General features: G+C 61.6%; 13 protein-coding genes and 1 other RNA gene. 4 read left to right on the top strand and 10 right to left on the bottom strand.

The window, feature by feature from the left end:
- The 10 genes from ruvB to WBF74_RS02790 form a co-directional block, all read right to left on the bottom strand.
- Positions 1–949: Holliday junction branch migration DNA helicase RuvB (gene ruvB, locus WBF74_RS02835; RefSeq protein WP_424434866.1), on the bottom strand; the 949-nt coding region annotated here is incomplete at its 3' end.
- The gene (gene ruvA, locus WBF74_RS02830) at positions 946–1,563 is read right to left on the bottom strand and encodes a Holliday junction branch migration protein RuvA (protein WP_424434863.1); all 618 of its coding nucleotides are present in this window, start codon (positions 1,561–1,563) and stop codon (positions 946–948) included. The genes ruvA and ruvB, both read right to left, overlap by 4 nt.
- Positions 1,560–2,081, bottom strand: a complete 522-nt coding sequence (ruvC, locus tag WBF74_RS02825) for a crossover junction endodeoxyribonuclease RuvC (RefSeq protein ID WP_424434860.1) — start codon at positions 2,079–2,081, stop codon at positions 1,560–1,562. Before ruvC ends, ruvA begins: the two co-directional genes overlap by 4 nt.
- Positions 2,082–2,173: 92 nt before the next feature.
- Complete coding sequence (locus WBF74_RS02820; protein WP_424434857.1) at positions 2,174–2,920, bottom strand: YebC/PmpR family DNA-binding transcriptional regulator; 747 nt, start codon at positions 2,918–2,920, stop codon at positions 2,174–2,176.
- A gap of 352 nt (positions 2,921–3,272) precedes the next feature.
- The gene (locus WBF74_RS02815) at positions 3,273–4,313 is read right to left on the bottom strand and encodes a glycosyltransferase family protein (RefSeq protein ID WP_424434854.1); all 1,041 of its coding nucleotides are present in this window, start codon (positions 4,311–4,313) and stop codon (positions 3,273–3,275) included.
- Between the two features lie 5 nt (positions 4,314–4,318).
- The gene (locus tag WBF74_RS02810) at positions 4,319–5,131 is read right to left on the bottom strand and encodes a TIGR00282 family metallophosphoesterase (RefSeq protein ID WP_424434851.1); all 813 of its coding nucleotides are present in this window, start codon (positions 5,129–5,131) and stop codon (positions 4,319–4,321) included.
- Positions 5,132–5,133: 2 nt separating this feature from the next.
- On the bottom strand, positions 5,134–5,724 hold the full coding sequence (locus tag WBF74_RS02805; protein WP_424434848.1) for a 5-formyltetrahydrofolate cyclo-ligase: 591 nt from the start codon (positions 5,722–5,724) through the stop codon (positions 5,134–5,136).
- A gap of 21 nt (positions 5,725–5,745) precedes the next feature.
- Positions 5,746–5,902, bottom strand: a non-coding RNA gene (ssrS, locus tag WBF74_RS02800) — 6S RNA.
- Between the two features lie 78 nt (positions 5,903–5,980).
- A complete protein-coding gene (zapA, locus tag WBF74_RS02795) occupies positions 5,981–6,340 on the bottom strand; it encodes a cell division protein ZapA (protein ID WP_424434845.1) in 360 nt (119 codons plus the stop codon).
- Positions 6,341–6,381: 41 nt separating this feature from the next.
- Positions 6,382–6,648, bottom strand: a complete 267-nt coding sequence (locus WBF74_RS02790; RefSeq protein WP_424434842.1) for a DUF4164 family protein — start codon at positions 6,646–6,648, stop codon at positions 6,382–6,384.
- 407 nt (positions 6,649–7,055) lie between these two features.
- Here WBF74_RS02790 and tkt point away from each other — a divergent pair, with 407 nt between their 5' ends.
- The 4 genes from tkt to WBF74_RS02770 all read left to right on the top strand — a co-directional run.
- Complete coding sequence (gene tkt / locus WBF74_RS02785) at positions 7,056–9,026, top strand: transketolase (protein ID WP_424434869.1); 1,971 nt, start codon at positions 7,056–7,058, stop codon at positions 9,024–9,026.
- A 24-nt stretch (positions 9,027–9,050) separates the two neighbouring features.
- On the top strand, positions 9,051–10,058 hold the full coding sequence (gene gap / locus WBF74_RS02780) for a type I glyceraldehyde-3-phosphate dehydrogenase (protein ID WP_424434839.1): 1,008 nt from the start codon (positions 9,051–9,053) through the stop codon (positions 10,056–10,058).
- Between the two features lie 20 nt (positions 10,059–10,078).
- Entirely contained in the window at positions 10,079–11,287 is a 1,209-nt protein-coding gene (locus tag WBF74_RS02775; RefSeq protein ID WP_424434836.1) for a phosphoglycerate kinase, read from the top strand.
- A gap of 50 nt (positions 11,288–11,337) precedes the next feature.
- On the top strand, positions 11,338–11,653 hold a 316-nt coding region (locus tag WBF74_RS02770), incomplete at its 3' end, for a class I fructose-bisphosphate aldolase (protein ID WP_424434833.1).

The following is an 11,653-nucleotide window of genomic DNA, read 5'->3' as shown; positions in this document are numbered from 1 at the left end:
GGATGCGGCCGCGCGGCGTGCGGTTCACCAGCCCCTGCTGGATGAGATAGGGCTCGATGATCTCCTCGATCGCATCGCGCGGCTCGGAGAGCGAGGCCGCAATCGTCTCGATCCCGACAGGCCCGCCCGAAAAACTCACGGCAATGCAGCGCAAATAGCGATGGTCGAGCGCATCAAGGCCAAGCTCATCCACCTCAAGGCGCTGCAAGGCGCGGTCTGCCACCTTCGCATCAATCGTCATGACGCCTTCAACGGAGGCAAAATCGCGCACGCGGCGGAGCAGCCGCCCCGCCACACGCGGCGTTCCGCGTGCGCGCCGCGCTATCTCATGCGCGCCTTCAGCCGTCATTGAAATGCCAAGCACCTTCGCACCGCGCCGGACAATGCCTTCCAGTTCTGCGACCTCATAGAAATTGAGACGCACCGGAATGCCGAAGCGGTCCCGCAGTGGCGTGGTGAGAAGCCCCGTGCGCGTTGTCGCGCCGATCAGCGTGAAGGGCGCAAGCTCAATGCGCACGGACCGCGCGCCCGGTCCTTCGCCAATGATGAGGTCGAGCTGAAAATCCTCCATCGCCGGATAGAGGATTTCTTCAACGGCGGGTGTCAGGCGATGGATTTCATCAATGAAGAGAACGTCGCGCGGCTCAAGATTGGTGAGAAGCGCGGCAAGATCGCCCGCCTTCGTAATCACCGGACCGGAAGTTGCGCGGAAATTCACACCAAGCTCCCGCGCAACGATCTGCGCCAGCGTTGTCTTGCCAAGGCCCGGCGGCCCGGCAAAGAGAACGTGATCCAGCGCCTCGCCCCGCGCCCGCGCCGCCTCGATAAAGACGGCGAGATTCTCTCGCGCGCGGGCCTGCCCCGTGAAATCGGCAAGAAGTTGCGGACGCAACGTCCGCTCCAGTTCGTCTTCCTCGCGCTTTGCTGCGCCAATGAGCCGCTCTGTCACCGCGCAAGCTCCTTGAGGCCACGACGGATCAACTGCTCGGCGCTTGCATCCTCATCAAGCGCCTTTGCCGCGGCTGCAATAGCATTTGTTGCCTGCGCCTGCGGATAGCCGAGATTGACGAGAGCGGAAATGGCATCACGCATTCGCCCCGTTGCTCCGCCTGCCGCCGTGTCGCCCTGAACTGGCTCCAGCGCGGCGGCAAGCGATGCGCCTTGCGGTGCCTTGTCTTTCAACTCGCTCACAATGCGGCCAGCCACCTTGGGGCCAACGCCGGGTGCTGTCGCAACCGTCTTCTTGTCATCAAGCGCGATGGCGCGGGCAAGATCATCCGTCGAAAGCGCACCGAGCACGCCAAGCGCAACGCGCGTGCCTACACCCTGCACACCGACAAGCAGACGAAACCAGTCGCGTTCGACATCGCTGGCGAAGCCGATAAGGCGGATCGCATCCGCGCTCACCTTGGTCTCGATGGAAAGCGTGACGGGTTCGCCGGGGCGCGGCAGGCTGTCGAGCGTCCGCCGCGAACAAGTAACGTGATAGCCGACACCACCCACATCCACGACAACCCAGTCCTCGCCCGTGGAATCGACGATGCCCTTCAGCTTGCCGATCATCGCGCCGCCCCCGCAAGCGCCGCCGCGATCCGCATATTGCTGGCACCCGAATGGGCATGGGCAATCGCGATGGCAAGCGCATCGGCCGCATGTTCGCTTCCGGGCTTCGCACCCGGCAGCAACATTTCGACCATGAGGCGGATCTGGTTCTTGTCTGCGTGGCCTGCACCCACAACCGACTTCTTCACATGGTTCGGCGCATATTCCGCAACCGCAATCCCGGCGCGCGCCGTGACAAGCAGGGCGATGGCGCGCGCTTGTCCAAGCTTGAGCGCGGCTGCGGCATCACGCGCCACAAAGGCCTGCTCGACCGCTGCCGCATCCGGCGCATAGGTCTCAAGGATCTGCACAAGCCCCGCCTCTATCTCCACAAGCCTTTCGGCAAGGGAACGTTTCGCGTTGGAGCTGATGGTGCCATTCGCAATGTGGGAGAGCTTCGATCCCTCCACACCGATCACGCCCCAGCCTGTCGCGGTGAGGCCGGGATCGATACCGAGAAATCTGAGCGATGCCGGCATGAGCGGGAAAAATCCTGGTTACGGGTGCCGCCAGCGGCAAGAGCACACGTCCGGTTCATGCCCCAAACGGGAAGCAGATCATCCACAGCCAATCAGGCGGACATCTTCTCCATCACCGAATCGGACATCTCGAAGTTCGCATAAACCTGCTGCACATCATCATTGTCGTCCAGAGCTTCCATCATCTTGAAGATGGTCTCGGCCTTTTCATCATCGACAGCGATGGTGTTCTGCGGCTTCCAGATGATTCGTGCCGAGCGCGGCTCACCGAACTTCGCTTCAAGCGCAGAGGCGACTTCATGCAGCGAATCCGGCGCGCAATAAAGCTCATGCGTCTCGCCGCTGGACTGGCAATCATCCGCACCGGCATCGATCGCGGCTTCCAGCATCTCGTCGGCGCTGCCGACATCCGCACCATATTCGATCATGCCGAGACGATCGAACATGAAGGAAACGGAGCCTGTTTCGCCGAGATTTCCGCCATTCTTTGAAAAGATGGCGCGCACTTCACCCGCCGTGCGGTTCCGGTTGTCGGTCAGCGTCTCGACAATGATGCCGATGCCGCCCGGCCCGAAGCCCTCATAGCGCACTTCTTCATAATTCTCGCCGCCCTGGTCGCTGCTCCGCTTGATGGCGCGCTCGATATTGTCCTTGGGCATGTTTTCCGCGCGGGCTGCCTGAATGGCAGAGCGCAACCGCGGATTGTATTCGGGGTCAGGCAGGCCCATCTTGGCCGCGACCGTTATTTCCTTGGCCAGCTTCGCGAACAGCTTGGCGCGCTTCTTATCCTGCGCGCCTTTGCGATACATGATGTTCTTGAATTGTGAATGGCCGGCCATTCCGCCTCCGAAAGCCTGAAATACGATGAAATCACGGGCTTTATAGAATCCGCGCGGGCCAAAATCCATAGCACCTGCCTGAGCATCTGCACGGCATCCAAACCTGCAATCTGATACACGCATTGCGTGTGTGAGTTATTTATATACCCTTTTAACGTGTGTTTAAGATTTCCCCCTCTAGGGTGAGTCTGTCGCCGGTTGAAAGCTCCAGGCCCTCATCGGCGGCATCGCAGTAGTCGGGAGGTGAGCCCCGCCCAGCCCGCCCCCGGCGCCGACGCACCTGATGGCGAAGGCAAAACCGCTCCGTCCCCGCCGCCTCACCCACCTCGGCCGCGGACAAGACGGAGCGGTTTCACTTTGTCGAGAGTGAGCCGTGAATGTCGGTCGGCCAGGCGTAATCGGCGCTGAGCGGACGGTCTGTCACTACCTCTTCAATGAAACGGGCAACCAGCCGCTCGCTGAAAAAGGCGTGATAACGCTCATGGCCATTGCGCGCGATGCGCTGCCGCTCGCCGTCATTCTTCAGGAAATAGCGCAGCTTGTCGGCAAGCTCGTCGAGATCGCGGTAAAAGACGAATTCTTCATCGGTGAAAATCTCGTCATACCCTGTGGACCGCGCAACAAAGACAAGAAGCCCGTTGCCCGCATATTGCGCGAAGCGATCAGACGAATAGAGATAATGATCGTCGGACCGGTTCAGATTGAGCCCCATCTTCGCTGACGCGATGGCATTGAAATAATCCTGCCCCTGCAGCGAGCGCTGCCCTTCAAGACCATAATAGGCGTAACGCGCTTCAGGCACGCGCTGCTGAATGTCGCGCATCATCTGCCCGCGCCACGGCGTCGAGCGTTCCGTGCTGATGGTGCAGAGAAAATCATAAGGAAGATCGCCTTCCGCAAAACATTGCAGCGTTTCAATGGAAGGGTCTGTCGGGTTCGGAATGAAGGCGACCTTGTGTGTCGGCGTCACGAACTGATCGAGATGATGACCCGCCGTGGTGATGAAGGTTGCATCGGCAATCTCTGCGAAGCGATGGATGCGCTCCACATTCTCAGGCAGGAAAAGCGCATCAATGCTCACAACGGCCACGCGCAATGATGGCTGCGCCGCGCGTATCTCCCTCACCGTGTCATTGGTGATCTTGTCGGCGTGAAAGAAAACCAGAAGGTCAGGACGGAAACTGCGGCACAATTCCACGAGCCGCGCATTCGCCGCCGCATCGCCGCCGCGCCAGATCCCCCATTTATGAACCTCGCGCGCGACATCGCGGTCGCTCAGCGTCATCACATGATGGCCATTGCGGATGAAGCCATTGGTGAGCTTGCGGACAGTCGCGTAGAAATTCGCGCCCGCCCGCTTTTCGTTGTAATTGCCCACAATGACGATGCGCATGGGGTTCAAAGCTCCGGCAGAACCTGTTTGAGACGGCCGCCAATGCGGACCGGTTCAACCCGTTTCGCAAGGCCGGAGGCTTCCGTCTCAACAAAGACACCGCAGAGCGTGGCAGGCCCGAGCGCCGGCTGGAAACGCCCGCTTGGAATACGCGTCGTGAAACGGTTCAGCGGCTCGTCCTTATCCATACCGATGACGGAATTATAATCCCCGCACATGCCCGCATCTGTCTGATAGGCAGTGCCGCCCGGCAGCACCTGCGCATCCGCCGTCGGGATATGGCTATGCGTTCCCACGACAAGCGAGGCGCGCCCGTCGCAGAAATGACCCATCGCCATTTTCTCCGATGTCGCTTCAGCATGCATGTCGATGATGATGGCATCCGCCGCTTCGCCAAGCGGGCAGGCTACAAGTTCCCGCTCCACCGCTTCGAAGGGGCAGCCGAGTGCTTCCATGAAAACGCGGCCGAGCACATTCACCACCAGCACCCGCGCACCGGATTGCGCTTCAACAAAGGCCGCGCCGCGCCCCGGCGTACCGGCGGGATAATTGGCCGGACGGATCAGCCGCGTTTCCCGCTCGATATGAACAAGCGCCTCGCGCTGATCCCATGAATGATTGCCAAGCGTGATGATATCGGCACCTGCATCCAGAATATCGTTGCAGATCTGCGCCGTAATCCCGAAGCCGCCCGCCGCGTTCTCCCCGTTGACCACCACGAAATCGAGCGCCAGTTCGCGGCGCAGCGACGGGAGTTCCGCAACCAGCGCATCGCGCCCGCTTCGCCCCACCACATCGCCCATGAACAGAAGTCGCATCGTTACCTTTCCGGAGAGCGCGAGAACCGCCGCGCCTCTCTCTCCGTTACTACCCAGTCAAGCCGCTCATCATAATCATCTTCGGGAAGGTCTTGAGCTTCTTGCGCCGAAAACGCAACCCCGACCGCAATGACCGGCTTTGCGCCCGCCCGGAGCGCCGCCAGCGTGCGGTCATAATATCCGCCGCCATAGCCAAGCCGCCGCCCCGCCGCATCGAAAGCCAGAAGCGGCACCAGCACAAGATCAGGAAGACAACGCTCGGCACAGGAAAAAGGCTCGCGTGTCCCGTGACGCCCCGGCGCGAGCGCGTCGCCCGGCCGCCAGCGCCGAAAGACGAGCGGCGCATTGCGCTCTTCAATCGCGGGCAGGGCGCATATATGGCCTTCATCATCAAGCCGGGTGAGAAGCGGGGCGGGGTCCACTTCACTGCCCATCGCGGCATAACCCGCAACGCAGCTTTGCGGTGCGAGGGAAAACGCTTTCATGAAGTGATCTGCGATGAGGGCGGCAGCCTTGTCGCCCTTCGCGGCATGGGCTTCATCGCGCCTCATGCGGGCGGCTTCACGCGCCGCTTGCTTCAGCGCCGCGCTCATAACGCGCCTGCCCTGAAGAGAAGTGGGACCGCCATGGCCGTTGGAAGCTCGTTCCTCGGAGACCTACTAACGTAGGTGGGCGCCGTGTGAAGGAGACCTCGATCTCCCTCAGGGACAGCTCCCTTGAGGAGCGTAAGGCCCCGAGAGATAATGTTCCTGACGAACCGGGCAGTACCCGACTTCATTCTATCTGCCTCCACCCCCCTGCGGGTCAAGGCTTTGCTCGCGCCAGCCGTGAAAAGCGAGCCTCTGTCACTCACGCAGCTTCGATCCGCCGCGCCAGTTCCTCGATCCGGCGCGATGCGTCATCAAGCACGTCTGCCAGTGAATTTTCCGCGTCCCGGGTGCGCTCCATCAGGGAACCGCGCTGCGAGGAAAGATTTTCCAGCTCCTGCTCGAGCATCTTTGTCTTCTGCATCGCGCTTGAAAGCTCATCGGCGATCATCAATCCCGCCATCAGCAACAGCCTCGCATCACCGACCTGCCCCACCTGTTCGGCCAGATCTGTCACATGCTTGCTGACATAGGCCGCCAGTTCGCGCACATGGTCTTCCTCCCCATCGCCACAGGCAATGGTGTAGGAGCGGTCGTTGATCGATACCTTGACCTGTCCCATTCACCTTATTCCTTTTTGGGGCGCTGCCGGGCCTCGGGGCATCAGCCTTCCGCCAGAACCTCGCGAATACCCTCGATTGCGTCTGCCAGCGTTTCAGAGGCCCGTTCGTTCAGTTCATTCAGTCGGCGCGCCTCCGACTTCAACTGGTCGAGTTCCTCGGCCAGTTCCGCCCGGTCTTCTTTCAGCCTGTCCACCTCGCCTTGAAGGCCTTTCGCAGACTGGGCGCGCAGAAGCTGCCGGTTCACCCCGGCCTCCAGCTTGTCCAGCGCGCTGGCGAAACGGCTCATTGCCGAATCGAGTTTGCTCATTGTCGTGTTTCCGGCCCGTCTGAGCGTATTTGTGTCACGGTTTGAGCCAAGATAGGCAGCGCAGGGAAACAAGGCAATGACGCGCGCAGCCGCGCCCCGGCAATGCTTCCGGCGCTCCTTTGCAAAATGGCCATACCTCCTGCACGGAATCGGCGCAAAGGCGGGGATTCCGGCATTGACTCATGGAAGCCCGCATGGGCATTGTGGCGCCGCTCTCGGGAGGGCCCGACACAGAGAGCCTTGGCGAGGCTTCCGCCTCGGTGTGCGGATGAGCCGCTATCTCCTGCCCGCCCAGCGCCCTTTCCGGACAGTTCTGGGCCATAGAGTGACACATGACGCCGACTGAAAAACCCGACACTGCCGCGAAGGCGACCTCCACCGCATCCTCTGGCGCGTCTCACGCCGCCATGGCAAACGCGATCCGCGCGCTCGCCATGGATGCCGTCCAGCAGGCCAATTCCGGCCATCCCGGCATGCCGATGGGCGCCGCCGATATGGCGACCGTGCTTTTCACGAAATTCCTGAAGATCGATCCCCGCCAGCCCGACTGGCCGGACCGCGACCGCTTCGTGCTGTCGGCGGGCCACGGCTCGATGCTTCTTTATGCCCTGAACTACCTCCTCGGCTATGAGGACATGACGATCGAGCAGATACGGAACTTCCGTCAGCTCGGGGCAATCACGGCGGGCCACCCGGAATATGGCCATGCCGCAGGTGTCGAAACCACGACCGGCCCGCTCGGTCAGGGCATTTCCACCGCTGTGGGCATGGCACTTGCCGAGCGCCTGATGGCCGCCCGCTTCGGCGACGAGATCGTCGATCACTATACTTATGTCATCGCGTCAGACGGCGACCTGATGGAAGGCATCAGCCATGAGGCGATCAGCCTTGCGGGCCATCTGAAGCTGTCAAAGCTCATCGTCCTCTATGATGACAATGAAATCACCATCGACGGCGCCCTCTCCCTCTCGGAATCGGGCGATGCACTGAAGCGCTTCGAGGCTGCCGGCTGGAACGCGACCCGGATTGACGGCCATGATGCGGATGCCATCACCGCCGCCATCGAGGCCGCCCGCAAGTCGGACCGCCCGACCCTGATCGCCTGCCGCACCGTTATCGGCTACGGCTCGCCCAACAAGCAGGGCAAGTCCTCCTCGCACGGCTCGCCGCTCGGCCCCGATGAAATCGCGCTTACCCGCGAAAAGCTGGGCTGGAACGCAGAGCCCTTCACCGTGCCGAGCGAAACGCTCGATGCATGGCGCATTGCAGGCCTTCGCCACGCCAAGACCCGTCAGGAATGGGAAAAGCGCCTCGCCGCCCTTCCCGCCGACAAGCGCAGCGAATTCGAGCGCCGCATTGCGGGCAATCTTCCCGCCGATCTCGGCAAGGCAATCAACACCTTCAAGGAAAAGCTCGTCGCCGAAAAGCCGAAATGGGCAACGCGCAAATCCTCCGAAGAAGCCCTGAACGTCATCAACGCCGTTCTGCCGGAATCGATTGGCGGTTCTGCCGACCTGACCGGCTCGAACAACACCCGTTCGAAGGACCAGAAGGCCGTGACGGCGGAGGATTTCTCCGGCTCCTTCATCCATTACGGCATCCGCGAGCACGGCATGGCCGCTGCCATGAACGGCATCGCGCTCCATAAAGGCTTCATCCCCTATTCGGGCACTTTCCTCGTCTTTACGGATTATTGCCGCCCGGCGATCCGCCTCTCGGCGCTGATGAACCAGCGCGTCATCTATGTCATGACGCATGATTCAATCGGCCTTGGCGAAGACGGCCCGACGCACCAGCCGATCGAGCATCTGGCAAGCCTGCGCGCCATGCCGAACCTCTATGTGTTCCGCCCGGCGGACGCCGTTGAAACGCTGGAATGCTGGCAGCTTGCGCTGGAAGCGAAGGAAACGCCCTCCGTTCTCGCCCTCTCGCGCCAGAACCTGCCGACGGTGCGTCACACACATTCCGAGGAAAATCTCTGCGCCCGCGGCGCCTATGAGCTGTCACCCGCCTCGGCCAAGGCCGAGGTCACGCTGCTCGCCACGGGTTCCGAAGTGGAAATCGCTCTTGCCGCCCAAGCGCTTCTCGAAAAGGACGGCATTCCGGCCCGCGTCGTCTCCATGCCCTGCCTCGAGCTTTTCGAGCAGCAGTCCCGCGACTATCGCGAGGAAATGCTGGGCCGCGACACTGTGCGAATCGCAATCGAGGCCGCAATCGGTTATGGGTGGGATCGTTACATCGGTTCCAACGGAGATTTCATCGGCATGACGGGTTTCGGAGCTTCCGCCCCCGCCGCCGATCTCTACAAGCATTTCAACATCACCCCCGAGGCGGCGGTGGCCGCAGCTAAGGCGCGCCTCTCGGAAAAAAAGTCCTAACCCTACGCTCAGGAGAACAGAGAAATGGCAGTGCGCGTTGCGATTAACGGATTCGGTCGGATCGGGCGCCTTGTGCTCCGTGCCATCGCGGAATCCGGCCGCAAGGATATCGAAGTCGTCGCGATCAACGATCTCGGCTCGGTCGATGCGAACGCCCTTCTCCTGAAGTATGACAGCGTGCACGGCCCCTTCCCCGGCAAGATCAAGACCACCAAGTCCTCGATGGATCTCGGCCGTGGCCCGATCAAGGTTCTCGCCGAACGCGACCCGGCGAAGCTTCCCTGGAAGGAACTCGGCGTTGATATCGCGCTGGAATGCACGGGCCTCTTCACCGCGCGCGACAAGGCTTCCGCCCATCTGACGGCGGGTGCAAAGCGCGTGCTGATCTCGGCCCCGGGCGAGGATGCGGACATCACGGTGGTTTACGGCGTGAACCACAAGGATCTGAAGAAGAGCCACAAGATCGTCTCCAACGCCTCCTGCACCACGAACTGCCTCGCGCCGGTTGCGCAGGTGCTGCACAAGGCCTGCGGCATCGAGCAGGGCTACATGACGACGATCCACGCCTATACGGGCGACCAGAACACGGTGGACACGCTCCACAAGGACCCGCGCCGCGCCCGCGCTGCCGGCGTGTCAATGATCCCGACCTCGACGGGTGCCGCAAAAGCCGTCGGCCTCGTGCTGCCGGAACTCAAGGGCAAGCTCGACGGCACCTCGATCCGCGTGCCGACCCCGAACGTCTCGGTGATCGACCTCGTCTTCACCGCGAAGAAGAAGACCACGGCTGAAGAAGTGAACGCCGCGATCATCGCCGCCGCGAAGGGCCCGCTCAAGGGTGTGCTCGCGACGACGAATGAGCCGAACGTCTCCATCGACTTCAACCACAACCCCGCCTCCTCCACCTTCGATCTGACCCAGACGCAGGTGATCGATGGCCGCCTCGTGCGCGTGCTTTCCTGGTACGACAACGAGTGGGGCTTCTCGAACCGCATGGGCGACACGGCCGTCGCAATGGGCAAGCTTCTCTGATCCGGAGTTGATAACTGTCCATGTCCGGTCACAAGACGCTTGAAGACCTGTTCACCGCCGTCGGCCTTGAAGGCCTTCGTGTTCTCATCCGTGCAGACCTCAACGTCCCCATGCAGGATGGCAAGGTTTCGGACGCGACGCGCATCGAGCGCGTCGCACCGACCCTGAAGGAACTCGCCGCGCGCGGCGCGAAGGTGATCGTGCTGTCGCATTTCGGTCGCCCGAAAGGTGCGCCGGATGAGAAATATTCGCTGAAGCCTGTCGCGGACGCCCTCGGTGCCCATCTCGGTATCGAGACATCCTTCGCCGCCGATTGCATCGGCGAGACAGCAGCAAGGGCCATCGAGGCGATGAAGCCCGGCACCGTGCTGGTGCTCGAAAACACCCGCTTCCATGCGGGCGAAGAAAACAACGATCCGGGCTTTTCCGAAGCTCTCGCCCGGAACGGCAATGTCTATATCAACGATGCCTTCTCCTGCGCACATCGCGCCCATGCCTCCACAGAAGGCATCACGCATTTCCTGCCTTCCTATGCAGGCCGCGCCATGGAGGCGGAACTCTCCGCTCTTGATGCCGCGCTCGGCAATCCTAAGCGCCCTGTCGTCGCCATTGTTGGCGGCGCCAAGGTGTCCACGAAAATCGCCCTTCTCGGCAATCTCGTGAAGAAGGTCGATGCGCTGGTGATTGGCGGCGGCATGGCCAATACCTTCCTTGCCGCACAGGGCAAGAAAGTCGGCAAGTCGCTCTGCGAGCCGGACCTCTTCGATACGGCCCGCCACATCCTCGCCAATGCACGCGCCGCAAAATGCGACATCGTGCTGCCGATAGATGTCGTGATCGCCAGGGAGTTCAAGGCAGGTGCTGAGACACAGACCGTCGCCGTGGACAATGTGCCCGAAGATGCGATAATCCTTGATGTCGGCGCCCAGACGATTGCTCATCTTGGCGAACGCTTTCAGGAAGCAAAGACCATCGTTTGGAACGGGCCGCTCGGCGCTTTCGAAGTCCCGCCTTTCGATCGCGGTACGACGGAAGCGGCCCGCATTGTTGCCGAGCGCAGCAAGCGGGGCGAACTCGTCTCCGTGGCAGGCGGTGGCGACACGGTTGCCGCGCTCAACGAGGCGGGCGCCGCAGATGATTTCACCTATGTTTCCGCCGCTGGCGGAGCCTTCCTGGAATGGATGGAAGGCATTGAACTGCCGGGCGTGGCGGCGCTGAGCCGCAGATAGGCTCACCTGACCCACGAACCGGCCTTACCGTCTATCCAGAGGAAAAGAAAATGACTGAGACGCTTGAATCGATTGCGCAGGCCATGGTGGCTCCGGGCAAGGGCATTCTGGCAGCGGACGAAAGCTCGGGCACGATCAAGAAGCGCTTCGACGCGATCAACGTCCCTTCGACGGAAGAAAATCGCCGCGACTATCGTGAGCTTCTTTTCCGCACGACCGAGGCGATGGAGAACTACATCTCCGGCGTGATCCTCTACGACGAGACGATCCGCCAGAAGGCGAAGGACGGCACGCCGCTTGTCGATCTTATCAAGAAGGCCGGCTCGATCCCCGGCATCAAGGTGGATGCAGGCGCAAAGCCCATGG

It is taken from the genome of Parvibaculum sp. (assembly GCF_049672805.1).
GTDB lineage: Bacteria > Pseudomonadota > Alphaproteobacteria > Parvibaculales > Parvibaculaceae > Parvibaculum.
This window is presented reverse-complemented; position numbering and strand designations above follow the sequence as displayed.

Excerpts from the sequence above, each read along its gene's own strand:
- zapA (WP_424434845.1), bottom strand. The coding sequence starts at position 6,340 with ATGGGACAGGTCAAGGTATCGATCAACGACCGCTCCTACACCATTGCC.
- WBF74_RS02805 (WP_424434848.1), bottom strand. The coding sequence starts at position 5,724 with ATGAGCGCGGCGCTGAAGCAAGCGGCGCGTGAAGCCGCCCGCATGAGG.
- ruvA (WP_424434863.1), bottom strand. The coding sequence starts at position 1,563 with ATGATCGGCAAGCTGAAGGGCATCGTCGATTCCACGGGCGAGGACTGG.
- tkt (WP_424434869.1), top strand. The coding sequence starts at position 7,056 with ATGGCAAACGCGATCCGCGCGCTCGCCATGGATGCCGTCCAGCAGGCC.
- WBF74_RS02810 (WP_424434851.1), bottom strand. The coding sequence starts at position 5,131 with ATGCGACTTCTGTTCATGGGCGATGTGGTGGGGCGAAGCGGGCGCGAT.
- ruvC (WP_424434860.1), bottom strand. The coding sequence starts at position 2,081 with ATGCCGGCATCGCTCAGATTTCTCGGTATCGATCCCGGCCTCACCGCG.
- WBF74_RS02775 (WP_424434836.1), top strand. The coding sequence starts at position 10,079 with ATGTCCGGTCACAAGACGCTTGAAGACCTGTTCACCGCCGTCGGCCTT.
- WBF74_RS02820 (WP_424434857.1), bottom strand. The coding sequence starts at position 2,920 with ATGGCCGGCCATTCACAATTCAAGAACATCATGTATCGCAAAGGCGCG.
- WBF74_RS02815 (WP_424434854.1), bottom strand. The coding sequence starts at position 4,313 with ATGCGCATCGTCATTGTGGGCAATTACAACGAAAAGCGGGCGGGCGCG.
- gap (WP_424434839.1), top strand. The coding sequence starts at position 9,051 with ATGGCAGTGCGCGTTGCGATTAACGGATTCGGTCGGATCGGGCGCCTT.
- WBF74_RS02790 (WP_424434842.1), bottom strand. The coding sequence starts at position 6,648 with ATGAGCAAACTCGATTCGGCAATGAGCCGTTTCGCCAGCGCGCTGGAC.